Origin of the sequence: Pseudomonas sp. FG-3G, assembly GCF_901007645.1 — a bacterium.
Classification (GTDB): domain Bacteria; phylum Pseudomonadota; class Gammaproteobacteria; order Pseudomonadales; family Pseudomonadaceae; genus Aquipseudomonas; species Aquipseudomonas rhizophila.
The window spans coordinates 87350-112286 of sequence record NZ_CAAKGZ010000012.1; the positions used below are offsets into that span (position 1 = coordinate 87350).

Annotated in this window: 17 protein-coding genes and 1 pseudogene; 9 read left to right on the forward strand and 9 right to left on the reverse strand. The window is 60.1% G+C overall.

Features of this window, described 5'->3' with window-relative positions:
* Positions 1 to 10 precede the first annotated feature (10 nt).
* The 7 genes from PSEUDOMOFG3G_RS05880 to PSEUDOMOFG3G_RS05910 all read left to right on the forward strand — a co-directional run bounded on the left by PSEUDOMOFG3G_RS05880 (position 11) and on the right by PSEUDOMOFG3G_RS05910 (position 9119).
* Positions 11 to 739 carry a class I SAM-dependent methyltransferase gene (locus PSEUDOMOFG3G_RS05880; protein WP_139048621.1) on the forward strand — a complete coding sequence of 243 codons (729 nt, stop codon included), beginning with the start codon at positions 11 to 13 and terminating at the stop codon, positions 737 to 739.
* Positions 736 to 1218, forward strand: coding sequence for a DUF3261 domain-containing protein (locus PSEUDOMOFG3G_RS05885; protein WP_139048622.1), 483 nt, complete (start codon positions 736 to 738; stop codon positions 1216 to 1218). The genes PSEUDOMOFG3G_RS05880 and PSEUDOMOFG3G_RS05885 overlap by 4 nt, the downstream gene beginning before the upstream one ends.
* A complete protein-coding gene (locus tag PSEUDOMOFG3G_RS05890; protein WP_139048623.1) occupies positions 1215 to 2411 on the forward strand; it encodes a beta-ketoacyl-[acyl-carrier-protein] synthase family protein in 1197 nt (398 codons plus the stop codon). The genes PSEUDOMOFG3G_RS05885 and PSEUDOMOFG3G_RS05890 overlap by 4 nt, the downstream gene beginning before the upstream one ends.
* On the forward strand, positions 2408 to 2875 hold the full coding sequence (locus PSEUDOMOFG3G_RS05895; RefSeq protein ID WP_047225951.1) for a hotdog family protein: 468 nt from the start codon (positions 2408 to 2410) through the stop codon (positions 2873 to 2875). Before PSEUDOMOFG3G_RS05890 ends, PSEUDOMOFG3G_RS05895 begins: the two co-directional genes overlap by 4 nt.
* Positions 2872 to 3600: a 3-oxoacyl-ACP reductase FabG gene (gene fabG, locus PSEUDOMOFG3G_RS05900; RefSeq protein ID WP_139048624.1), complete on the forward strand. Its 729-nt coding sequence runs from the start codon at positions 2872 to 2874 to the stop codon at positions 3598 to 3600. The genes PSEUDOMOFG3G_RS05895 and fabG overlap by 4 nt, the downstream gene beginning before the upstream one ends.
* The gene (locus PSEUDOMOFG3G_RS05905) at positions 3600 to 4826 is read left to right on the forward strand and encodes a beta-ketoacyl-ACP synthase (RefSeq protein ID WP_047225953.1); all 1227 of its coding nucleotides are present in this window, start codon (positions 3600 to 3602) and stop codon (positions 4824 to 4826) included. The genes fabG and PSEUDOMOFG3G_RS05905 overlap by 1 nt, the downstream gene beginning before the upstream one ends.
* A gap of 240 nt (positions 4827 to 5066) precedes the next feature.
* A complete protein-coding gene (locus tag PSEUDOMOFG3G_RS05910) occupies positions 5067 to 9119 on the forward strand; it encodes a dermonecrotic toxin domain-containing protein (RefSeq protein ID WP_139048625.1) in 4053 nt (1350 codons plus the stop codon).
* A gap of 105 nt (positions 9120 to 9224) precedes the next feature.
* On the opposite strand, the pseudogene PSEUDOMOFG3G_RS05915 reads toward PSEUDOMOFG3G_RS05910, so the two are convergent.
* Positions 9225 to 9504, reverse strand: a pseudogene (locus tag PSEUDOMOFG3G_RS05915) (addiction module antidote protein).
* 270 nt (positions 9505 to 9774) lie between these two features.
* Here PSEUDOMOFG3G_RS05915 and PSEUDOMOFG3G_RS05920 point away from each other — a divergent pair.
* Positions 9775 to 10716, forward strand: a complete 942-nt coding sequence (locus tag PSEUDOMOFG3G_RS05920) for a lipid II-degrading bacteriocin (RefSeq protein WP_076382983.1) — start codon at positions 9775 to 9777, stop codon at positions 10714 to 10716.
* Positions 10717 to 11171: 455 nt separating this feature from the next.
* Here the strand turns inward: PSEUDOMOFG3G_RS05920 and PSEUDOMOFG3G_RS05925 are convergent, their stop codons facing one another.
* A complete protein-coding gene (locus PSEUDOMOFG3G_RS05925; RefSeq protein ID WP_076382987.1) occupies positions 11172 to 12074 on the reverse strand; it encodes a LysR family transcriptional regulator in 903 nt (300 codons plus the stop codon).
* 140 nt (positions 12075 to 12214) lie between these two features.
* On the opposite strand from PSEUDOMOFG3G_RS05925, the gene PSEUDOMOFG3G_RS05930 reads away from it, so the two are divergent.
* Positions 12215 to 13468, forward strand: a complete 1254-nt coding sequence (locus PSEUDOMOFG3G_RS05930) for an MFS transporter (RefSeq protein WP_223194559.1) — start codon at positions 12215 to 12217, stop codon at positions 13466 to 13468.
* Positions 13469 to 13503: 35 nt separating this feature from the next.
* On the opposite strand, the gene gspM is transcribed toward PSEUDOMOFG3G_RS05930, so the two are convergent.
* The 7 genes from gspM to aroK form a co-directional block, all read right to left on the reverse strand.
* Positions 13504 to 13860, reverse strand: a complete 357-nt coding sequence (gspM, locus tag PSEUDOMOFG3G_RS05935; protein ID WP_218575788.1) for a type II secretion system protein GspM — start codon at positions 13858 to 13860, stop codon at positions 13504 to 13506.
* 177 nt (positions 13861 to 14037) lie between these two features.
* Positions 14038 to 15105 (reverse strand): uroporphyrinogen decarboxylase, encoded by a 1068-nt coding sequence (hemE, locus tag PSEUDOMOFG3G_RS05940; RefSeq protein WP_139048627.1) that lies wholly within the window; start codon positions 15103 to 15105, stop codon positions 14038 to 14040.
* 240 nt (positions 15106 to 15345) lie between these two features.
* Positions 15346 to 16764: an FAD-dependent oxidoreductase gene (locus PSEUDOMOFG3G_RS05945; protein WP_047225960.1), complete on the reverse strand. Its 1419-nt coding sequence runs from the start codon at positions 16762 to 16764 to the stop codon at positions 15346 to 15348.
* Between the two features lie 33 nt (positions 16765 to 16797).
* Entirely contained in the window at positions 16798 to 21246 is a 4449-nt protein-coding gene (gene gltB / locus PSEUDOMOFG3G_RS05950) for a glutamate synthase large subunit (RefSeq protein ID WP_047225961.1), read from the reverse strand.
* A gap of 349 nt (positions 21247 to 21595) precedes the next feature.
* Positions 21596 to 23158 (reverse strand): AAA family ATPase, encoded by a 1563-nt coding sequence (locus PSEUDOMOFG3G_RS05955; protein WP_139048628.1) that lies wholly within the window; start codon positions 23156 to 23158, stop codon positions 21596 to 21598.
* A gap of 10 nt (positions 23159 to 23168) precedes the next feature.
* Complete coding sequence (gene aroB, locus PSEUDOMOFG3G_RS05960) at positions 23169 to 24269, reverse strand: 3-dehydroquinate synthase (protein ID WP_047225963.1); 1101 nt, start codon at positions 24267 to 24269, stop codon at positions 23169 to 23171.
* A gap of 147 nt (positions 24270 to 24416) precedes the next feature.
* On the reverse strand, positions 24417 to 24935 hold the full coding sequence (aroK, locus tag PSEUDOMOFG3G_RS05965; protein ID WP_003196983.1) for a shikimate kinase AroK: 519 nt from the start codon (positions 24933 to 24935) through the stop codon (positions 24417 to 24419).
* Positions 24936 to 24937: the final 2 nt, after the last annotated feature.

Genomic DNA, 24937 nt, shown 5'->3' on the forward strand with positions numbered 1-24937 from the left:
GAAAGCAGCCATGAGCTACCTGAGCGACAACTACGTCGAAGAGACCCGCTTCGGCTTCTGGTTCCTGCGCAGCCACACCTGGCAGCACCATGTCTTGCGGGTGGCGATCAATGACCTGCGCAACCTTTTCAGCGGCCCGTTGCCGGTGGCTCCGGTGCTGCTCGATGCCGGTTGCGGCCAGGGCAAGTCGTTCCAATACTTGCGCCAGGTGTTCGCGCCACAACGCCTGATCGGCGTCGACGCCGACCCTCACAGCCTGGACCTGAGTCTTGCGGAAGCCGCACGCCAAGGCATGGCCGTGGAACTGGTCGGCAGCGATTGCGCGACGTTGATGGTGCCTGATGACAGCGTCGACCTGCTGTTCTGCCATCAAACCTTTCATCACCTGGTGGAGCAGGAAAAAGCCCTCGCCGAGTTCTATCGCGTGCTCAAGCCCGGCGGCTATCTGATGTTCGCGGAGTCCACGGCGGCCTACATCGATACCTGGGTGATCCGCTGGCTGTTCCGTCATCCCATGCACGTGCAAAAAAGTGCCGCGCAGTACCTGGAGATGATCCGCGATCAGGGTTTCCAGTTCGAAGCCGCCAACGTCTCGTATCCCTATCTGTGGTGGAGCCGCGCCAGGGATTTCGGCCTTCTCGAACGCTTCGGCCTGCGCCGCCCGCGGCCCTTTGGCGAGCGGGAGGAAACCCTGATCAATGTAGTGGCCCGTAAACCCGTTGAAGGGACTGTCGAATGATTCGTGCGCTGCTTTTTGGCTGCTTGCTGTTGCTCGGTGCCTGCGCCAGTCAGGCGCCGCTGCCGGAACGCACACCCACCCTGGCACTGCCGCTGCAGTTGCATATCGAGCGGCAACTGGCCGGACAGCGCCAGGATTGGCTGCTGGTGATCCAGCGCGAAGGCGCCGGTATCCGCTGGTCGATGCTGGACCCGCTGGGCATTCCCCTGGCCCGCCAACGCCTGGTGGACGGCCAGTGGCAAGCCGACGGACTGCTGCCACCCAATGCCGAAGCCCGTGAGCTTTTCGCCGCGCTGTTGTTTGCCCTGACGCCTGAAACCGAGCTGCCGGACAACTACCCCACCGCCCGGCAAGAGGTTCGGCAACGAACCCTGGGCCAACGCTGGCAAGTGCGCTACAAGCAACCGCTGGATTTTGAACTGGGCCTGCACGAAGGCCCGCACTACCGCATCATGCCGTTGACCGAGAGTACCCCATGACCGCTTATTTGAATGCCCTGGGGGTAATTTGCGCCCTGGGCCGGGGTAAAGATGAAGTGGCGCGCAACCTGTTTGCCGGCGACTGCGGCGGCGTGCGCGTGCAGGATGGCTGGGTGGCCGAACGTAAATTGCCGGTGGCCTCGGTGCCCGGTGAACTCGCTTGCATACCGCAATCTTTGATCGCGCACCGCAGCCGCAACAATCAGTTGCTGCTCGAAGCGGGGATGCAGATTCGCGATGAGATCGATCAGGCCATCCAGACCTACGGTCGCGCTCGCATCGGTGTCGTGCTGGGCACCAGTACCTCGGGCATCGAAGAAGCCAGTCAGGGCATTGCCCATTACCTGCGTGAGCAGCACTTCCCCGACGGCTACGACTACCAGCAACAGGAGCTGAGCGCACCGGCCAACTTCCTTTGCGACTGGCTGGAGCTGAGCGGCCCGTCCTATGTGATATCCACCGCCTGCACATCCAGCGCCCGGGCCTTGATGAGCGCCCGACGCCTGCTCGACCTGGGCCTGTGCGATGCGGTGCTCTGCGGCGGCGTGGACAGCCTGTGCAAACTGACCCTCAACGGCTTTTCGGCCCTGGAAGCGGTATCGGGGGAGCGCTGTAATCCGTTTTCGGTCAACCGCAGCGGCATCAACATCGGCGAGGCCGCGGTGCTGTTTCTCATGAGCAGGACGCCGGGACATCCGGCACCGATCGCCTTGCTGGGTGACGGCGCCAGCTCCGATGCCCACCATATTTCAGCGCCGGAGCCCAGTGGTCGCGGCGCTCGCCAGGCCATGGAAAAAGCCTTGCGTCGCGCCGGCCTGCAACCCGGCCAGATCGATTACCTGAACCTGCACGGCACCGCCACGCAACACAACGACGCCATGGAAAGCCAGGCAGTGGCCGGGCTGTTTCCAGCGGGAGTGCCCTGTTCGTCGACCAAGCCCATGACCGGCCATACCCTCGGGGCCGCCGGGGCGCTGGAAGCGGCGTTCTGCTGGTTGAGCCTGAGTACGCAAAACACCGCCCAGGCCTTGCCGCCGCATGTCTGGGACGGCCAGGCCGATCCTGCACTGCCGGCATTGAAGTGGATCACTACCGACACCCGCCTGAACCCGACATCACCGCGCCGCCTGATGAGCAACTCGTTCGCCTTCGGCGGCAACAACGTCAGCCTGATTATCGGAGACGCCCCATGATTGACTGGCCGCTCGCCGAACTCCTGCCCCACGCCGGCGACATGATTCTCATCGACCGCGTCCTGGCGTTCGATGATGAGCAGATCCACACCCTCGCCACCGTCAAGCCCGGCGGGTTGTTCAGCCGCGACGACGGCGGGCTGCCGGCCTGGGTCGGCATTGAATTGATGGCCCAGAGCGTCGCCGCGTTTGCCGGTTGTCATGCACGCCGCCGCGGCGACGCCGTGGAGCTGGGTTTTTTGCTCGGCACCCGCAAGTTCGAATGCAATGTCGAGTTTTTCCCGGCCGGGACCGAATTGACCATCCACGGTTTGCGCTCGCTGGAAGACGACAACGGCATGGGCGTGTTCGAATGCCACATCAACGCCCCGGGCATTCATGCCATGGCCCGGTTGAATGTGTTCCGGCCACCTCAGCCAGCTCACTACCTTCATGAACCGTCCGCAACAGGAAATACGCCATGACTGAATCCGTACTGGTCACCGGCTCCAGCCGTGGCATCGGCCGTGCCATCGCCCTGCGCCTGGCCCAGGCCGGGTACGACATCGTGCTGCATTGCCGCAGCGGGCGCGCCGAGGCTGAGGCCGTCCAGGTCGAAATCCAGGCCCTGGGCCGCAATGCCCGGGTGCTGCAATTCGACGTGTCGGACCGCAGCGCGTGCAAAACCATTCTCGAGGCTGATGTTGAAACCCACGGTGCCTATTACGGCGTGGTGCTCAACGCCGGCCTGACCCGCGACGGCGCATTCCCGGCCTTGAGCGAGGACGACTGGGATGTGGTGATGCGGACCAACCTGGACGGTTTCTACAACGTCCTGCACCCGGTGATAATGCCGATGATCCGTCGGCGCGCCGCTGGGCGAGTTGTTTGCATCACCTCCGTTTCGGGGCTGATCGGCAATCGCGGCCAGGTCAATTACAGCGCGTCGAAAGCCGGCCTGATCGGCGCGGCAAAGGCGTTGGCAATCGAGTTGGGCAAGCGCAAGATCACTGTCAATTGCGTCGCGCCCGGACTGATCGATACCGCCATGCTCGATGAAAACGTGCCCGTGGAAGAACTGATGAAAATGATCCCCGCCCAGCGCATGGGTACCCCGGAAGAAGTCGCGAGCGCGGTGAATTTCCTGATGTCCGCCGAGGCCGGCTACATCACCCGGCAGGTCCTGGCCGTCAACGGAGGCCTGTGCTGATGAAGCGCGTCGTCGTTACCGGCATGGCCGGCATCACCTCTCTGGGCAGCGACTGGGAAACCATCGCCGCCAACTTCGCCGCCAACCGCAGCGGCATACGACGCATGGACGAATGGGACCGGTTCACCGAGCTGAATACACGCCTGGCCGGGCCTGTCGATGATTTCCAGGTCCCGACCCACTGGACGCGCAAGCAACTGCGCAGCATGGGTCGGGTATCGCGCCTGGCCGTCGGCGCCGCCGAACAGGCCCTGGCCGATGCGGGGCTGTTGGGCGATGAGTCGATCAAGGACGGGCGCATGGGCGTCTCCTGTGGTTCGTCAACCGGCAGTACCGACGAGATCAAGGCGTTCGGCAACATGCTGCTCAACAGCGTGGCCGAAGGGTTGAACGCCAACTCCTATGTACGGATGATGCCCCACACCACGGCGGCCAATATCAGTATCTTCTTCGGGCTTACCGGACGGCTGATCCCCACCTCCAGCGCCTGCACCAGCGGCAGCCATGGCATCGGCTATGCCTATGAGGCAATCAAGTTCGGTCGCCTGCCGCTGATGCTCGCCGGCGGCGCGGAAGAGCTCTGCCCGACCGAAGCGATGGTCTTCGATGCGCTGTACGCCACCAGCCTGAAAAACGACGCCCCGCAGACCAGCCCACGGCCCTATGACAAGGACCGCGATGGCCTGGTGATCGGTGAAGGCGCCGGCATGCTGGTACTCGAAGAACTGGAGCACGCCCTGGCCCGAGGAGCGCGAATCCATGCCGAAATCGTCGGCTTCGGCAGCAACGCCGACGGTCAGCACGCTACCCGTCCCGAACTGAGCACCATGCGCCGGGCCATGGAACTGGCCCTGGAAGACGCGGGTCTGGAACCTGCCGCCATCGGCTACGTCAACGGCCACGGCACCGCCACCGAACAGGGCGACATCGCCGAAACCCTGGCCACCAGCAGCCTGTTTGGCGAGCACATGCCCATCAGTTCGCAGAAAAGCTTTCTCGGTCATACCCTCGGCGCCTGCGGTGCGCTGGAATCGTGGTTCAGCATCGAAATGATGAACCGCGATCTCTACGTGCACACCTTCAACCTCGATGAGGTCGATCCCCAGTGCGGCAAGCTCGACTACCTGTGCAATGAGTTCAGGTCCATGAGCAACGAGTACGTGATGAACAACAACTTCGCTTTTGGTGGGGTCAACACCTCATTGATTTTCCGCCGCTGGCGCTGAGTTGGATTGATATCCCTGTTACCCGTGATCAAGGAATGAGGGGCTGCGACCGGCATTGATCGGCTTGCACCTGGCAGCCAAAACAATCTGCGGGAGCAAAACTTGCTCCCACAGATGCAGTGGCTTCGACCGTTTCGTTCGTACACCGCCTGACGCCGCTGCAGGCGGTATCTATCTACCACCCTGCCTCCATTCTTCTCCCATAGGTTGCTCCTTCCGAAAATTTCTCAGGAAGAGAACATGCTGGAAGACAACCCGTTACAGACCGACAGTGCCATGGCCCCAAGCGCTGCGCTGATAAACCGGCTCAATGCCTCGCAGCAGCAGATGATCCACCTGAACGGCGCCGTTCCGCGTGCGTCGAAGGTGACAGCCCAACATATGGAGTACTGGCTGGCGAAAGCCTTTCCCAGCCTGGCGAACACTCTGGTAGCCAAAGACATACTGGTGTGCCGGCGGCAGGACGAGCCGACTTCAAAACGAACGGTGGTGCAGACTGTTCCCCTCGATACGCTTTTCTGGCGCGCGATCGCCGGCGAGATCAACGCGCACGAGTTCTTCCTCGAATTGAACAACATCGACATCGTCACGGGTAAGGACGATGCCACGCAAATGCCGGCAGTCCTCAATAGTCGTGACGCAAAGGAAGAGATCAGGCGGCGGATAAGCGTCACGCCCGCGTCTCATGCACGACTGCTGGAGCGGGCGCTGGAGCATTTTTGGGATAAACCTGCCGAGTTCAGCCAAAGCCGCAGTGTCAGCGACTGGCTGACCGATGAGTTCGGCACGCAACTCAAGGCACAGGCGGATCTCCACCGGCTGGACGCTGTGTTGAGCCTGCCGATGCACAAAGCGGTGGCGGACTTCGCCCTGTCGGCGCCGGACGGCGCGTCCCGTGCCAAGCTGGCGGAGCGTGTCCGGCCCGGGGTCTACGGTTTGAATCTGACCCCCGAAGGGTGGGGGTTCAGCGTACCGATGCCGGGGGCGGTTGCGCTGACGCAGCATGATAATGCCGATCATCCGGGGGGCGCGGTGCTATGCAGCCCGGGTAGCCCACTGGAGGTTTACGCTGACTTGACGGCGTTGAAGGCCAGCCTGGTGGAAGGCCGCACTCAGGATACGGTGAGCACGGCGTCAATGGCGCAGAACTTTCTCGCTCGCCTGGTCACTGACCTGCGAGCGGCGCAGAAAACCGCCGTGAGCGAGGTTCTATCCAGCGGCCCGGCAGAGGGAGAGAGTCTCACCACCTGGATGGCCAGGATAGATGCGGCGGCGGACCTCAGGCACAAGCTGGATCTGTCCGGCGCCATGGACGAGCGCGAGTTACGGCTGAACCGGAAAAAACTGCACGACTGGCTGCACCGCGACCCTAACGTTATCGGCAGCGACCGTCTGGCCTGGTGGAAGGCCGTGCAGGACTTGCAGCAAACCCTGACAGATTCGCCACCACCGCCGGACCCGGTCACCCTGGCAACCCCTGACGCCCTTCATGACCGGACTCGCACCCTGCTTGCCAGGTTCATCAAGGAGAAGTACCCACCGGTCGATCCTGACCAGGTCTCTCTGAGTATCCGCAAGCATCTGCTCGATCCGCACGCCCCGACAGGCGAGTCGCCATTCGGCTCCGGGCTCTCGTCGGGCAAGGTGAAGGGCCTATTTGATGACCGCCGCTCCCTGACGCAGTGGGCAATGTCCAACCTGACGCCGGAGGAACGCACGGCCAGCGACACCACGGTGGAAGGTCCGCTGAGTTTTGCGCAGATTGTAGAAGTCATTGAACGGGCAAACATCGGTGCCCGGCTCTCGCCCGCGTTGCAGCTCGCAGCCCGGGAACAGCAAGCACAGTGGATGTCCCTGAAGGCCAAACAGATGCGGGCGCAGGCGTGGGCCGCCCATATCTCGGGCGACTTTACCCATGACAAGGACAATACCGGGCTGAACCTGGTGCTGGCGGCGCTGGACAGCCCGACGCCGCAGGGGCGCAGCAAGGTCAACGGACATGAGGTGGTGGTCCGCCTGATCCAGTGGGGTGACAGCGTACTCAAGGAGCTGCTGGCCTTTGGGGTGAAGACCCTTGGCAGCCGGCCTTCGTTGACCCTGTACACACCAGAAGCACCGGACGGCAAGCAGTTCAGGGACGTCGATGCCGGAAGCGACCGGGAGCTGGAGGCGGCCCTGGTGCGGACGCTCACCGCCACGCCGGAAATGACCCGCTGGCTGATTTCGCACCTGCCGCTGCTCAAGCAAGCCGATCAGCTTGCCAGCCTGGTGCCGTCCGCGGAAAACCTGACCCTCAACGAGAAGATCAAGAAAGTGACGCAACCCACGTTCTCCTGGATCAAGCACAGGGTTCAGGACGACTTCGCATTGAAAGTCTATTCGCCCGTGGTTAAAGGCAACCTTTTCAAAGCGCTGCATGAGACGCAGATCACCCACGCGATCCAGACGGCGGACCTGCTGACCGTGACCAACGCCGAGCGCGACAGCACAGCGGCACAAGATGGGCGCAGGACTGCAGTCATGCTACTGACGGGGGCGATGTCAATGTTCTATGCAGGCCGGCTGGGTGGGGTACTGGGCCGCGCGATTTTGCCCGTGATGACCGGCGGTGCTGCGGTGTCGGCGATAAAGGATGAAGGGGGCAGCTTCAGCCAGTGGACGAGTGATCTTATCAGCGGGCTCGGTGAGGTACTGGCAGAGGGCGGTCAGGACCTGATCATGTCCCGCGCGGCACGGCGCCGGGGTAAGCCTCGCCCGGCACTTTCAGCCTTGCCCCGCATGCCGGACCCGGAGTTCGAACCGTTCATCCTCAAAGGGTTCGACGGCAAGGGACTGGTGCCCGAGGGGCGCAATCGGTACAGGGACGCCGGTGGGCAGGGTTATCTGAAGCTGGGGAAGGACTACTGCAAAACCGCCATACAAGCAGGCGAACGAATCATCTACGGGCCGAACAACCGTACCGACCAGCGGACGGTAACCTGGGAAAATGGCCGCTGGCAGATCGAAGAGCCAAAACGGCTGCTCGGTGGTGGAGTCATACAAAGCCTGTTCGGTCGGACCCCGGAAACCCCGCAACAGAAAACCTATAACGCGTTGGTAGAGGGCGTCCTCGTCGACCATCAGTGGCCGTCTCGGGCAGTGGTGAATACGGCAAAAAAAGTCATCTACTCGATGCCCGAGGAACTGGCAGAGCGTATCGTGCGCGAGAGCATGAATGACATCCACGTACGCGACATAGACACTTATCGCTCACGAATAAACTGGATAAACAAAGGACACCAGGACCTCACGCAACATAAAAAGGCCCACGACAGCCTGCTGTATAAATACAACGTATGGCAGGCCGTCGACTACTGCACCAGAGACATCGACTCCCAGGCAAGAGGGATCCAGCTGACGGCCGCTCAAAAGATAAAAGTATTCGACATGACCCTGCCGCTGAAAAGGGAGCTTTTCGACAGCGAAGGCAACTTCAAGATGATGATGTCCTCCTTGCCCGACAATCTCACCGGCGCGTCATTCATTACCATCATCCCTGAACAGGGGAAAAAGAAAGCCGCCATGACTAAAATCCAGGACGATATTCATGACGTGGTCGAGGCAGCGGAAAAGCGCGTCTGGGTCGATCTGGGCGAACGGTACTCAGGGACGGGACCCGAGGTGGAAGCGGCCAGGGAACAATATAAACAGAACCCTGAAAATTTCCGGGCGTATAAAAGTAACAAACTCAGCGCGTTCAGGGACGAGATGAAAAAAAGACACAAGCCCGGCCTCCTGACCGAAATCCGCAACCATAAGATTCCTTATGTCATCGTCAACAAGGGCAAGTCGCAGCGGAAAACGTTATTGGTCACCGGCGAGGACATCACGAACTTCAGTAAAAACCTCTCGAACTACGACACGTTTGATATCGAGGTCGTGACCCAAGTCCCGACGAAGAAAGTCACCGGCAAACCTGCGGCCGCGACCGCCCCCCTCGCTGTTGCGGAAGGCCCGGTTGTCGCAGACAAATTTTCGACAAGCACCAGCCTGCTGGCCGAGTCACAGATGTCATATGACACTTTTACTGAGGCAGCCAAAACGAAAATAACGGAAATCATGGCTGACATTCGTGCAGGCCGGGTCACCACCAAGCGCATCAACCGGTATTACTGGTACGACATGGCGCAACTGTCACCCGGAAGTGGCAGAGGCGCATGGCGCGCTGCCTTTGAACGCAAGGGCGATACCTGGACCCTTCAAGGGTTTTATGACTATCACGTCAATAGGCCGGCGACGGTTTGGGAGGGCTAAGGAATACGGTAAATAGTTGGGCCGATGCTGAGGCTGTAACGAAGAAGGGCGCCTTATGGCGCCCTTCACAAACAGACTGGCTTGTCATTCATCATGCTGACCTGTTCAGGTGCTGGCATGCAGTTTCAGTCCCAACGCTTTGACAACTTTTCAAAATAGTGCCGAACTCAGGATTTCCTTCCCCCGACAAGGCGCGGTAAAGATTTTCCCGGGACAGCCCGGCATCACGGGCCAATTCCGCGAGCTCGTGCAATGGTTCCCGAGGCTTTGCGATGAATGCAGGATCGTCTCCTGCCTCCTCCATGCATGCGTCCAGGTAGTTAGCCATGTCCTCTTCGGTCTTGAGGTACTCGGCAGAGTCCCAGCGAGTGAGTTGTTCGGTCATGGGTTTTGCTCCTGCCAGGATTTCGCTGCGCCTGGTCTGTTTCTCAGGCGGGTACTGAATTCGTCGCCAAGCCTAGGCAGGCAACTTCCGCAACTTTCGTAATCCATTTCCCAAGCGGCCATTAGGTCATTGAGCCAACTCCTGCCCTATGCTTAAGTAAAAGTCCAGACAAACATACAAAACTACAAAACTACAAAACTACAAAACTACAAAACTACAAAACTACAAAACTACAAAACCTCAGACTTTAAACTCAAAAGGATTTGAACCATGAAACAGAAAGAAATCACTTTACCCGCCACTGATATCACGGGCACTTGGAGAGGTTCCTTAGGTGGATACTGGTCTACGGACGGAATTATCATTGACGGAACTTATATATATCCACCTCCTCAACCCGACGTATTGACAGAAGATGATGACCTCTACATAACCGACCTTATAAAAACTCAAACGGGACTGGATGATTTCACCTTCAACCTTAGAATCCTCGACAAAGCCATAAACCATAAAAACGCCTATGGAGCAATAAAAGACATATGGCGAATTATCGAAAAAGAGCGCGGCTGGGTAGCACCTTACTGGCGTATAAATGATGTATTTTTTAAAAACAAAATGATTAGCTTCAGCCTGGCTGATGCGCTTGAAAGAAGCGGCTTTACGTCTAGAGAAGCCATCATCGCTGTGGCCAACTCAAAATACGCCCGCAGTACAACATTCAAACTCGAAACACCAAAATTATCTGGAGGCACATTCAGCCCAGTAAAAGCATTAGCACACTATTTATGGGGGAAGGGTGAGAAGCTCGAAGTCGACATAAATAGCATTGGCTTACAAATAAAAGAACACAACCTGTCTTTATTAAAACAGACCATTGAACATACCAAGACACCCGGAAAGTATCACCTCGTGGATCCAAAGGTGGGTTATGACACCGGTAGAGACAGTTGGATCAGTGGTGCTTATCTGGGGCGAATCACTCTTCGCGTCGAAGGTGACTTCATTCGCCACAAGGACACCTCCTGGCAATTTTTGGGAACAGTCAAGGCCTACCATGATTTTTATGATTTTAATAAAAGCAATAGACCGCTGGCACTGGAACAATTAACTACCGCCGGCAGGGTTCTACCAGGAAAAAGTTACGAAATCGATATATCAGGCGAACACAAAATACACTTGATAGGGAAGGGTTTCCAGACCCCGAATTTTTAAGCGAAACGCCATGACCATGGGCAACACTTTGTTATCGACAATGAGATAAATCATGAAAACCCACAACTATTTATCGCTCTATTTAATCAGCCTTTCAACCACTCCATTCATCGGCGGCTACAATTTATACTCGAACTTCACAAACAATCTTTACGCTGCCGACCATGATATTATCGCCATCCCATTTTCAGCGATTATTGGCACCCTACTCATATCACTACTATGCCTTCTCTTCCAGCACCCTTATCGCTTGAAAAAAATAAACAATTCGCCCAGCAACCTCCTCACAAAGCTCGCGAGCTACGTCTCCACCGCTTTAACCGTAGCCATATTGGTCCACCATGTAAGCTACTGGACATCCCCACACCACTTGCAGATTTTCAGCATATTCTTAATCACTCTCTGCCTTTACATTTATTACCAACTTCAACTTTATGGAGTCATCGGTACCTACTCTAAGAAACAGACAAATCCACGACATTAGTCAACAACTCCACAAACGCCCTTGCCATCGGCGAGCACTGATCCTTGCGTTGCACCAGCCACACTGCCGACATTGCCGCCGGATCAAGCAGTGGCCGGTAGACCACGCCGTCAATACGCATGCGCTGGTAGGACGCCGGCAGGACCGAGACGCCCAGCCCCGCCGCCACCAGGCCGATGATGGTCATGGCCTCACCGGCCTCCTGGGCGAAGTTCGGGCTGAAGCCGGCGTCGCGGGCCAGGCTCAGGAGTTGTGCATAGAGGCCGCTGCCGTAGCTGCGGGGGAAGAACACGAACGGTTCCTGGGCCAGTGCAGAGAGGAACAGGCCCCCTTCGCTGCCCTGGGCCAGTGGATGCTTGGAACTGAGCACGGCCACCAGCGGCTCGCGGCTCAATTCGATCTCCTGCAGAGAGTCGGGCAGCGGCAAGGGCCGCATGATGCCCACCTCGATTGCCTCGTCCACCAGGGCGTCAGCCACTTGGGTGCTGCTCATTTCCCGAAGGTTCAGGTGTACAGCGGGAAAGCGCTGGCGAAACGTGAAAATCGCCTGGGGGATGGTGGAGTTGAAAGGCGCCGATGACGTGAAGCCGATTTTCAGCTCGCCCAGTTCGCCCAACTCTGCGCGACGCGCGACATCGGCGGCCTTGTCGACCTGGGCCAGCACCTGTCGGGCTTCTTCGAGAAACAATCGTCCGGCTTCACTCAGTTCGACGCGACGATTGGTGCGATTGAACAGCCGCGCGCCGATCTCTTGCTCCAGTGCCTGGATCTGCTGGCTAAGGGGCGGCTGGGAGATGCCCAGCGCCAGCGCGGCGCGACCAAAATGCAGTTCTTCGGCAACGGCTATGAAGTAACGCAGATGACGCAGTTCCATAAGCAATCCAATAGGTCGTAGAACGTCTTAAACAGGTCGAACAATATATTGGATAGAAACATTAACCGGCTATATGCTTTTTCCATTGCCTGCCTGGTCGTGCTCCTGCGAGGTTCACCGTGAAAACTGCTGTCGCTCCACTGGCCCATGAGATCCCTCCGCCTGCCGATGATGGCGTCACCGGACGCAAAGACATCTACATCGAAAAAGGCACACCGTTGTTCATGCGTACGGTGCTGGCGTTGTTTTGTGGCGGTTTTGCGACCTTCGCCCTGTTGTATTGCGTGCAACCGATGATGCCGCTGCTCTCCGAAGAGTTTTCCATCAATGCCGCCCAGAGCAGTTTGATCCTGTCGGTGGCGACCGGCCTGCTCGCCGTCGGGCTGCTGATCACCGGCCCGATTTCCGATCGCATCGGCCGCAAGTCAGTGATGGTCGCGGCGCTGTTTGCCGCGGCGTTGTGCACCATTGCCAGCGCGATGATGCCGACCTGGCAGGGTGTACTGGTGCTGCGTGCCCTGGTGGGGCTGTCATTGAGCGGCGTGGCGGCAGTCGCGATGACTTACCTGGGTGAAGAAATCCATCCCAAGCACATTGGCCTGGCGATGGGCTTGTACATCGCCGGCAACGCCATTGGAGGCATGAGCGGCCGCTTGATCGCCGGGGTGCTGATTGACTTCGTCAGCTGGCACGCCGCGATGCTGGTGGTCGGTGGCCTGGCCTTGATCGCGGCGGCGGTGTTCTGGAGGATTCTTCCCGAGTCACGCAATTTCCGCCCCCGCTCGCTGCATCCGCGCAGCTTGCTGGACGGTTTCACCATGCACTTTCGCGATGCCGGGTTGCCGCTGTTGTTTCTCGAAGCCTTCGTATTGATGGGTGCATTCGTGACGCTGTTCAACTACATCGGCTATCGCCTGCTGGCCGGGCCTTATCACTTGGACCAGGCCTTTGTCGGGTTGCTCTCGGTGGTCTACCTGTCGGGTATCTACAGCTCGGCGAAAGTCGGCGCACTGGCCGACAAACACGGCCGGCGCAAAATGCTCTGGGCGACCATCGCGCTGATGCTGGCCGGTCTTGCGCTGACCATGACCACGCCGCTGTGGCTGGTGATCCTGGGCATGCTGGTGTTCACCTTCGGCTTCTTCGGCGCTCACTCGGTCGCCAGCAGCTGGATCGGCCGCCGCGCAACCAAAGCCAAGGGACAGGCCTCGTCGTTGTACCTGTTCAGCTACTACGCCGGCTCCAGCGTCGCAGGTACGGCTGGCGGGGTAGCCTGGCATCTGGGCGGATGGAACGGTGTCAGCCTGTTCATCGGCGGCTTGCTGGTGGTGGCGTTGCTGGTGGCGGTGAAACTGGCGAAGTTGCCGGTGTTGCCGGGCAACGCTCAGGTTTGAGCGGACACTGTTCAGGCGCTGGCCCGCCGCTCAAGTCATTGCCCCAACACCATCCGCGCGTCCAGGACACCGTTGCGCACTTCCAGGCTCAGCACCTGCAAGGTGGCGCCGTCCCGCTCGTGTCGGTCCAGCCAGTCGAGCAGTCGATTGGCATCGCCACTGACGGCAAGCCGTAACGAATCACCGTCGATCTCCAGCTCCGCCAGCTCCAGCCCCGCGGCCGTCGCACTGTCGTTGATCCTGACGGACAAAGAGCTCGTGGCGGTCGTAGCGCCGGTGGGTTCCAGGCGCTGGATCCGGGCAGCGAGTTCGGCCTGCTGCCAATACTGACGCTCGGCCAGGTCGAGCCGATGTCGGGTGGGCTGCCAGATCGAGGTAAATAGAAGGAACAATCCCTGAATCTATTTTTCCGAGCTCAGAAGAAAAACTTCTTACAGGCAAAGTTAGTTATTAAACAAAAGAAAACAGGCAAACCGATAAAGATAACCAACTTGTTTCATTGAATAATTAACAGGCAAAAAAAAGCCTGCCTGGAACGAATCCCGACAGGCTGGATGAGCGAGCTACGATCAGTCGTGGTATTGCGCCGACAACTCATGCACCGCGCGCAGGAAAGCACCGGCGTGTTCCGGATCGACTTCCGGCGTAATGCCATGGCCAAGGTTGAACACATGACCGCTGCCCTTGCCATAGCTGGCGAGGATGCGCCCGACTTCGGTGCGGATGGCTTGCGGTTTGGCGTAAAGCACAGTCGGATCCATGTTGCCTTGCAGAGCGACTTGGCTGCCGACACGCGCGCGGGCGTTGCCAATGTCGCAGGTCCAATCCAGGCCCAGGGCGTCGGCACCGGCATCGGCGATGCTTTCCAGCCACAGGCCGCCGTTCTTGGTGAACAGGATCACCGGTACTTTACGACCTTCATGTTCGCGGATCAGGCCGCTGACGATCTTGCGCATGTAGGCCAGGGAAAACTCCTGGTACGCCGCCGCCGAGAGATTGCCGCCCCAGGTGTCGAAGATCTGCACCGCTTGCGCACCGGCCAGGATCTGCCCGTTGAGATAGGACGTCACCGACTGGGCCAGCTTGTCCAGCAGCAGGTGCATGGCTTGCGGGTTGTCGTAGAGCATCGCCTTGGTCTTGCGGAAGTCTTTCGACGAGCCGCCTTCAACCATGTAGGTGGCCAGGGTCCAGGGGCTGCCGGAGAAGCCGATCAGCGGCACGCGACCGTTGAGTTCTCGACGGATGGTGCTGACCGCGTCCATGACATAACCCAGGTCCTTCTGCGGATCGGGGATCGGCAGGGCTTCGATGTCGGCCAGAGTGCTGACGACTTTCTTGAAGCGCGGGCCTTCGCCGGTCTCGAAGTACAGACCCTGGCCCATGGCGTCGGGAATGGTGAGAATGTCGGAAAACAGAATCGCCGCGTCCAGCTGCGGGTAACGATCCAGCGGCTGCATCGTGACTTCGCAGGCGAACTGGGGATTCATGCACAGGCTCATGAAGTCGCCGGCCTTGGCCCGACTGGCGCGGTATTCCGGCAAGTAGCGACCGGCCTGACGCATCATCCACACGGGGGTGACGTCTACGGGTTGCTTGAGCAGGGCACGGAGGAAACGGTCGTTCTTCAGGGCAGTCATGTCGGCATCCGGAAAAAAAGTGCGGGCATTTTCTCAGAGCGCGACGCAAAAGGCACGGCAAGAGCCGTGCCTTTTATCTATCGGGGCAATTTGTCGCGGTATCAGGCAACACCTAAAACCACTGTGGGAGCGAGCTTGCTCGCGATGAGGGCATCACATTCAACATTTTCGTCGACTGATTCGCCGCTATCGCGAGCAAGCTCGCTCCCACATTTGATTGCATTCCCATTCAGGAAATGATCAGACCCCCAAGTAATCCAGAATCCCTTCCGCCGCATTGCGGCCTTCGAAGATCGCCGTCACCACCAGATCGGAACCCCGAACCATGTCGCCGCCGGCGAAGATCTTCGGGTTGCTGGTCTGGTGCTTGTACTGGCCCTGTTCCGGGGCCACGACGCGGCCCTGGCTGTCGGTCTGGATGCTGAACTGCTCAAACCACGGCGCCGGGCTTGGGCGGAAGCCGAAGGCGATGACCACGGCATCGGCCGGGATGATCTCTTCGGAACCGGGGATCGGCTCAGGGCTGCGGCGGCCACGGGCGTCCGGTTCGCCGAGACGGGTCTCGACCACCTTCACGCCCTCGACCTTGTCTTCACCGACAATGGCGATCGGCTGGCGGTTGTAGAGGAACTTCACGCCCTCTTCCTTAGCGTTCTTCACTTCTTTGCGCGAGCCGGGCATGTTCGCTTCGTCACGACGATAGGCGCAGGTCACCGACTTGGCGCCCTGGCGAATCGAAGTGCGGTTGCAGTCCATCGCCGTGTCACCGCCGCCCAGCACCACGACCTTCTTGCCTTTCATGTCGACGAAATCTTCCGGCGACTTTTCAAAGCCCAGGTTGCGGTTGACGTTGGCGATCAGGAAGTCCAGCGCGTCGTAGACGCCCGGCAGGTCCTCGCCGGCAAAGCCGCCCTTCATGTAGGTGTAGGTGCCCATGCCCATGAATACGGCATCGTACTCTTCGAGCAGTTGCTCCATGGTCACGTCCTTGCCTACTTCGGTGTTCAGGCGAAACTCGATGCCCATGCCGGTGAAGACTTCGCGACGATTGCTCAGCACGGTCTTTTCCAGCTTGAACTCGGGGATGCCGAAGGTCAGCAGGCCGCCGATTTCCGGGTTCTTGTCGAACACCACCGGGGTCACGCCACCGCGCACCAGCACATCGGCGCAACCCAGGCCCGCCGGGCCGGCCCCAATGATCGCCACGCGCTTGCCGGTCGGCTTGACCTTGGACATGTCCGGGCGCCAGCCCATGGCGAACGCGGTGTCGGTGATGTACTTCTCCACCGAACCGATGGTCACCGCGCCAAAACCGTCGTTGAGGGTGCATGCACCCTCACACAGGCGGTCCTGCGGACACACCCGGCCGCAGACTTCCGGCAGGGTGTTGGTCTGGTGGGACAACTCGGCGGCCTGGAGGATGTTGCCCTCGGCCACCAGCTTCAGCCAGTTGGGAATGAAGTTGTGCACCGGGCACTTCCATTCGCAGTACGGGTTACCGCAGCCCAGGCAGCGGTGGGCCTGGTCGGCCGACTGCTGGGGTTTGAAAGGCTCGTAGATTTCCACGAACTCTTTCTTGCGTTGACGCAACAGTTTCTTCTTCGGATCCTTGCGCCCGACATCGATGAACTGGAAGTCATTACTCAGACGTTCAGCCATTGTTAAAACCTCATCAAACTCTTCAGGCGCATATCACTGCGGGTTGGCACGGGTGCTGGAAAGCAACGATTTCAGGTTGGCAGCCTTGGGCTTGACCAGCCAGAAACGACGCAGATAGTCATCGAGGTTTTCGGCGAGTTCACGACCCCACTCGCTGTCGGTTTCCTCGACGTATTCGTCCAGCACGCGCTGCAAGTGGCTGCGGTAGGCTTCCATCGCCTCGCCGCTGATCCGCTGGATTTCCACCAGTTCGTGATTGACCCGGTCAACGAAGGTGTTGTCCTGGTCGAGCACGTAGGCGAAACCGCCGGTCATGCCAGAGCCGAAGTTGTAACCGGTCTTGCCCAGGACACAGACGAAACCACCGGTCATGTACTCGCAGCAATGATCACCGGTGCCTTCCACCACAGTGTGGGCTCCGGAGTTACGCACGGCGAAACGCTCGCCCGCGGTGCCGGCGGCGAACAGCTTGCCGCCCGTGGCGCCGTACAGGCAGGTGTTGCCGATGATGGCACTGTCCTGGGTCTTGTAGACGCTGGCCTTGGGCGGAACGATGACCAGTTTGCCGCCGGTCATGCCCTTGCCCACGTAATCGTTGGCATCGCCTTCCAGATACATATTCAGGCCACCGGCGTTCCAGACGCCGAAGCTCTGGCCTGCAGTGCCCTTGAAGCGGAAGGTGATCGGCGCCTTGGCCATGCCCTGGTTGCCGTGCTTGCGCGCGATTTCACCGGAGATCCGCGCGCCGATGGAACGGTCGCAGTTGCAGATATCCAGGTCGAACTCGGCACCACTGAGGTCGTTGATCGCCGAAGCGGCCATGTCGACCATCTTCTCGGCCAACTCACCCTTGTCGAACGGCGGGTTGCGATCAACCTGGCAGAACTGTGGTTTGTCCGCCGGGATGAGATCGCTGCCCAGCAACGGTGTCAGGTCCAGGTGATGCTGCTTGGCGGTCTGGCCCTCGAGCACTTCCAGCAGGTCGGTACGGCCGATCAGCTCTTCAAGCGAGCGCACGCCTAGCTTCGCCAGCCACTCGCGGGTTTCCTCGGCGACGTAGGTGAAGAAGTTCACCACCATGTCGACGGTACCGATGTAGTGGTCCTTGCGCAGCTTTTCGTTCTGGGTCGCCACACCGGTAGCGCAGTTGTTCAGGTGGCAGATACGCAGGTATTTGCAACCCAGGGCGATCATCGGCGCGGTGCCGAAGCCGAAGCTCTCGGCGCCGAGGATGGCCGCCTTGATCACGTCCAGGCCGGTTTTCAGGCCGCCGTCGGTCTGCACCCGGACCTTGCCGCGCAGGTCGTTGCCGCGCAGGGTCTGGTGGGTCTCGGCCAGGCCCAGTTCCCACGGCGCGCCGGCATATTTGATCGAGGTCAGCGGCGATGCGCCGGTGCCGCCGTCATAGCCGGAGATGGTGATCAGGTCGGCATAGGCCTTGGCCACACCGGCGGCGATGGTGCCAACGCCGGCTTCTGCCACCAGCTTCACCGAGACCAGCGCCTTCGGGTTCACCTGCTTGAGGTCGAAGATCAGTTGCGACAAGTCTTCGATCGAATAGATGTCGTGATGCGGCGGCGGCGAGATCAGGGTCACGCCGGGTACTGCGTAACGCAGCTTGGCGATCAGGCCGTTGACCTTGCCGCCGGGCAGTTGGCCGCCTTCGCCGGGCTTGGCGCCTTGGGCAACCTTGATCTGCAGCACTTCAGCGTTGACCAGGTACTCCGGTGTCACACCGAAGCGGCCGGTGGCCACCTGCTTGATTTTCGAACTCTTGATAGTGCCGTAGCGCGCCGGGTCTTCACCGCCTTCGCCGGAGTTGGAACGCGCGCCGAGGCGGTTCATGGCTTCAGCCAGGGCTTCATGAGCTTCCGGAGACAAGGCCCCCAAGGAGATACCAGCGGAATCGAAGCGTTTGAGCACCGATTCCAGCGGCTCGATTTCGCTGATGTCCAGCGGCGTGTCCAGGGTCTTGACCTTGAGCAGGTCGCGAATCATCGACACCGGACGGTTGTCCACCAGCGAGGTGTATTCCTTGAACTTGCCGTAGTCGCCCTGCTGCACGGCGGCTTGCAAGGTGTTGACCACGTCCGGGTTATAGGCGTGGTATTCGCCACCGTGGACGAACTTCAGCAGGCCGCCTTGCTGGATCGGCTTGCGCGGGCTCCAGGCTTCGGCCGCCAGGGCTTTCTGTTCGGCTTCGATGTCGACGAAACGCGCACCCTTGATGCGGCTCGGCACGCCACGGAAGCTCAGCTCGCAGACTTCTTCGGACAGGCCGATGGCCTCGAACAGTTGCGCACCGCGGTACGAAGCGATGGTCGAGATCCCCATCTTCGAGAGGATCTTGAGCAGGCCCTTGGTGATGCCTTTGCGGTAGTTCTTGAACACCTCATAGAGGTCGCCCAGCACTTCACCGGTACGGATCAGGTCACCCAGCACTTCATAGGCCAGGAACGGATACACCGCCGAGGCACCGAAACCGATCAGCACCGCAAAGTGATGCGGATCGCGAGCGGTGGCGGTTTCCACCAGGATGTTGGAATCGCAACGCAGGCCTTTTTCGGTCAGGCGATGGTGCACCGCACCGGTGGCCAACGACGCGTGGATCGGCAACTTGCCCGGGGCGATGTGACGGTCGGTCAGCACGATCTGGGTGCGACCGGCGCGCGCGGCTTCTTCAGCCTGATCGGCAACGTTGCGGATCGCCGCTTCAAGGCCGACGCTTTCGTCGTAGTTCAGGTCGATGACCTGACGCTGGAAACCCGGGCGGTCGAGGTTGGTCAGCGAGCGCCATTTGGCCGGGGAAATGACCGGCGAACTGAGGATCACACGCGAGGCGTGTTCCGGCGACTCCTGGAAGATGTTGCGCTCGGCACCGAGGCAGATTTCCAGGGACATCACGATCGCTTCACGCAGCGGGTCGATCGGTGGGTTGGTCACCTGAGCGAACTGCTGGCGGAAATAGTCGTACGGCGTACGCACGCGCTGGGACAGCACGGCCATCGGCGTATCGTCGCCCATGGAGCCGACCGCTTCGTAGCCCTGCTCACCCAACGGACGCAGCACCTGGTCACGCTCTTCGAACGTCACCTGGTACATCTTCATGTACTGCTTGAGCTGATCGACGTCGTAAAAAGCCGAACCGTGATCGTTGTCCTCCATGGTCGCCTGAATGCGCAGGGCGTTCTTGCGCAACCATTGCTTGTACGGATGACGGGACTTGAGACGGTTGTCGATCGCATCGGTGTCGAGGATCTGGCCGGTTTCGGTGTCCACGGCAAAGATCTGGCCCGGGCCCACGCGGCCCTTGGCGATGACGTCTTCGGGCTGGTAGTTCCAGACACCGATTTCCGAAGCCAGGGTGATGAACCCGTTGGTGGTGGTCACCCAGCGCGCCGGACGCAGACCGTTACGGTCGAGCAGGCACACGGCGTAGCGGCCGTCGGTCATGACGATACCGGCCGGGCCGTCCCACGGTTCCATGTGCATGGAGTTGTATTCGTAGAACGCACGCAGGTCCGGGTCCATGGTCTCGACGTTCTGCCAGGCCGGCGGCACCAGCATGCGCACGCCACGGAACAGGTCGATGCCGCCGGTGACCATCAGTTCCAGCATGTTGTCCATGCTCGAGGAGTCCGAGCCCACACGGTTGACCAGCGGGCCGAGTTCTTCCAGATCCGGCATCAGATCGTTGGCGAACTTGGTGCGACGGGCCAGCGCCCAGTTGCGGTTGCCGGTGATGGTGTTGATCTCGCCGTTGTGGGCGAGGAAGCGGAATGGCTGGGCCAGCGGCCATTTCGGCAGGGTGTTGGTGGAGAAGCGCTGGTGGAACACGCAGATCGCGGTTTTCAGGCGCTCGTCGCTCAGGTCCGGATAGAAGGCGGTCAGGTCCGCCGGCATCATCAGGCCTTTATAGATGATGGTCTTGTGGGAAAAGCTGCAGATGTAGTGATCGGTGTCGGCGGCGTTGGCCACGGACGAACGACGACGGGAGCTGAACAGCTTGATCGACATGTCCTGGTCGCTCAGGCCTTCGCCCGCGATGAACACTTGTTCGATCTGCGGCAGACGCTCAAGGGCCAGGCGGCCGAGGACGCTGGTGTCGATCGGCACCTTGCGCCAGCCCACCAATTGCAGGCCGGCGGCCAGGATCTCGCGATTCATGTTTTCGCGAGCCGCTTGGGCCTTCACCGGGTCCTGATTGAAGAACACCATGCCCACCGCGTACTGCTTGGGCAGGGTCACGCCAAACGTTTCCTGGGCAATGGCACGCAGGAACTCGTCAGGCTTTTGAATCAGCAAGCCACAACCGTCACCGGTCTTGCCGTCGGCGTTGATCCCACCGCGGTGGGTCATGCAGGTCAGGGCCTCAATGGCCGTTTGTAAAAGGGTATGGCTGGGTTCGCCCTGCATATGAGCAATCAGGCCGAAACCGCAGTTATCCTTGAATTCATCTGGTTGGTACAGACCTGCTTTCATAGACACTTTCTCACCAGGCTGCCTCTTATCGAGGCAAATTTCTTTTCAATTCAGCCAGTTGCGTGCCGCGCCGAACGTACGCCAGCTTTGCGGGGGCAAAAGGGAGGTCATTGTACACACCGACACAAGGGCTCACAAATTTGACGACGAAACGTCGCAAATCCATGTCGCATTTGTGAAAGGTTTAAAGCTATACGCTGTGCTAGTCAAAACTTTTTTGGGTTCGACCGCTGCGACTCAAACGCTACTGTGACGCAGACACCACAAGGCGCGCGGCCTGAAAGGTCGCTCGCCCTTGCGGAAATTTTGAGGTGCCGGGAGAGGCGGCCTGGGTAAGGCCGCCGAATCTTCAGCGAGTTGCTGCCAGTTCCTGTTGGACGCTGGCGACAGTGCGAGGCCAAGGTTTACCAGCCTGAACCTTCGCTGGCAAGGCCTTGATGGCGGAAACGGCTGCATCACGGTTGGCGAAATTGCCGTAGGTGATGACATAAAGCGGTTTGCCGTTGAGCATTTTCTTGAAATAACGGTACTCGCCGCCCTGTTCCTTGACGAACTTTTGCGCAGACGCTTCGGAGCTGGTGCCGAGGATCTGTACCACGTAGCTGCCTGGAGCCTGACCGGCGTACCAGTTACCGCCAGCGGCCTGAGTGGCCGGCTTGGCGGCCGGGGCTGGAGCAGGTTTGGCGGTGGCCACCTGGGCGGGAGCCGGCGCAGGCTTGGCAGCCGGAGCGGGCGCCGGGGCTGGGGCTGGAGTTGGCGCTGGTGCCGGGCCAGCCGGCACACCCGCCGGTGGGGCGCTGGTGGTCACGGTTGGCGGCGTATCGCTGGTGTCATCGATCGGTGGTGGCGCGCCGTCGTCACCCTCGGTGATACCGCCAGCGGCCTCAGCCAAGGGACTGCGCATGACCGGTTGCGACTGGCCGACCAGCGGCAGCGGCATCGGCTGGGTGTTACCGGCGAACTCCACCTCCGGAGCACCGCCATTGGGCTGCGCTGCGTCCTGGCCCAGAGGCAGTTGTGCCTGCTCGTTGGCGGGTGCGCCGGTGGTCGGCGCCTTGCTGCGACCCGGCATCAGCCAGGCGGCGGCAATCGCGACCACGACGACGGCGGAAATCGCCAATACGTGTTTCTTTGGCATGTTGAACCCCATACTTGGACGCTTTACCGCTGAGCGGCTGGCAATCATGACTTCGATGAGAGCATCGCGGGCCACCTGGTTAATATTTCCAGGCCAGCCATCGGAGCTTTCGTGAATCTCAGAGATCTGATCCGCGGTGAAAAGTTCGATGCCCCGACCGGCGCCTTCAAGGCGTTGGGCCAGGTATTCACGGGTTTCTTCTTCGGTGTAGGGCGCCAGCTCAATGACGTGGAAGCGCTCTTGCTCAAGATTCAGCTGCTCCAGATCGGCGATCAGCGACGACTCACCAAACAGGAAGACGTGGGGACGGCCTTCCGGCGCACCGGCAGCCAGAGCCAGCAAGGCTTCCAGGGCCGACTCGTCGAGTTGCTCGGCATCGTCCACCAGCAGATAGACTTCCTGCCCGGTCAGCGCCAGTTGCACGATCTGATCCAGAATCGCACCGACTTCAGCCTGGGCGACATTCAGCGCCTGGGCCACCTGACGCAACACACCGGCTGCATCACCGGCGCCGCGGGCCGACACCACCACGCTTTGCACCGACTGTTTGTTGGTGCTGGCCACCAGGGCCTGGCGCAGCAAGGTCTTGCCGCTGCCTTGAGGGCCGGTGACCACCAGCAACAGCTGGCTGTAACGCGCCAGGTGATGCAACTGGCCCAGAACCGGTTTGCGTTGGGCGGGGAAAAACTTGAAGCCTGGAACCCGTGGCGCGAAAGGGTCATGACTCAACTGGAAATGGCCGAGGAAAGCCTCGTCGGCATGCAAACTAGTCATCGGAATCTTATTAACCTTTAAGCTGAGCCAGGGCGCGATAATCCGCTCCCAGCGTGGCCTGTAGAACCTCTTTCGGATAATCGTCGGTCACCACAGCTTCGCCCATGTGGCGCAGCAGCACCAGACGCAGGCGACCGTCGATCACTTTTTTGTCGATTGCCATGTGTTCGAGAAAATCGGCTTCGGTCATTTCTTCGGGCGGGATCACCGGCAACCCGGCGCGCTGGAACAGAGCAATACCGCGATCGCGCTCCTGTTCACTGATCCAGCCCAAACGCGCGGACATCTCCAGGGCCATGACCGTACCGGCCGCAACCGCTTCGCCATGGAGCCAGACACCATAGCCCATGTGGGTTTCGATGGCGTGGCCAAAGGTATGCCCCAGGTTGAGCGTGGCGCGCACGCCCGACTCGCGCTCATCGGCACCGACCACCGCAGCCTTGGCCGCACAGGAACGTTCGATAGCGTAGGTCAGCGCAGCCTGATCCAGCGCACGCAGGCGGTCGACGTTTTCTTCCAGCCAGCCCAGGAACGGTTCGTCGCAGATCAGCCCGTACTTGATGACTTCAGCCAGCCCCGCAGACAGCTCGCGGGCGGGCAATGTATTGAGGGTCGCGGTGTCGATCAGCACCACGTTGGGCTGGTAGAAAGCACCTACCATGTTTTTGCCCAGTGGATGGTTGATCCCGGTCTTGCCGCCCACCGACGAGTCCACCTGGGACAACAGGGTCGTGGGGATCTGGATGAAATCAACACCGCGCTGATAGCAAGCGGCGGCGAAACCGGCCATGTCGCCGATCACGCCGCCGCCCAAGGCCACCACCGTGGTGCGGCGGTCATGCCGCGCGGTCAGCAGGCCATCGAAAATAAGCTGCAGGGTTTCCCAATTCTTGAAGGCTTCGCCGTCAGGCAGCACCACGGAAATGACCGAGAAAGCCGACAGGCTGCGGGTCAGACGCTCCAGATACAAAGGTGCGACGGTTTCGTTGGAGATAATCGCCACTTGCCGTCCGGCGATATGCGGCGCCAGCAAGTCGGGCCGGTCCAGCAAACCTTCGCCAATGTGAATCGGGTAGCTGCGCTCGCCCAGGTCGACCTTAAGTGTCTGCATGTGTCCCCACAGTGAAGATGGAATCAGGCGTCCTGCCTGCAATTAACGAAAGTCCACGGTGCCTGTTGTGATGTCAATCGATGGCCATCGGCCACGTCCCGGCGGGCCATGACGGGACGCCGAGGATAGCGCATTTCCCGCGACGCATTAACGGGGTGGCAGTTGCTGCAGGCGATCAAGAATGTCCAGCACCACCATCCGCGGCGGCCGCTCGTCGGTTTCCACCACCAGATCAGCGATCTCCCGGTACAGCGGATCACGCAGCTCCAGCAGGTCGCGCAAGGTCTTGGCCGGGTCGGCGGTGCGCAACAGCGGACGGTTACGATCCCGAGCGGTGCGACCCACCTGCTGCTCGACGGAGGCGTGCAGATAGACCACTCGTCCGCCGGCATGCAATGCCCGCCGATTGGCCTCGCGCATCACCGCGCCGCCACCGGTGGCCAGCACCACACCGTCGAACGCGCACAGTTCGGCGATCATCGCCTGCTCACGGTCACGAAAGCCGGGCTCGCCTTCCTTATCGAAGATCCATGGGATATTGGCACCCGTGCGCAATTCAATTTCCTTGTCGGAATCTTTGAATGGCAGGCGCAGCTCTTTGGCCAGCAAACGGCCGATGGTGCTTTTTCCAGCGCCCATCGGCCCAACAAGAATCAAATTTCGCACAG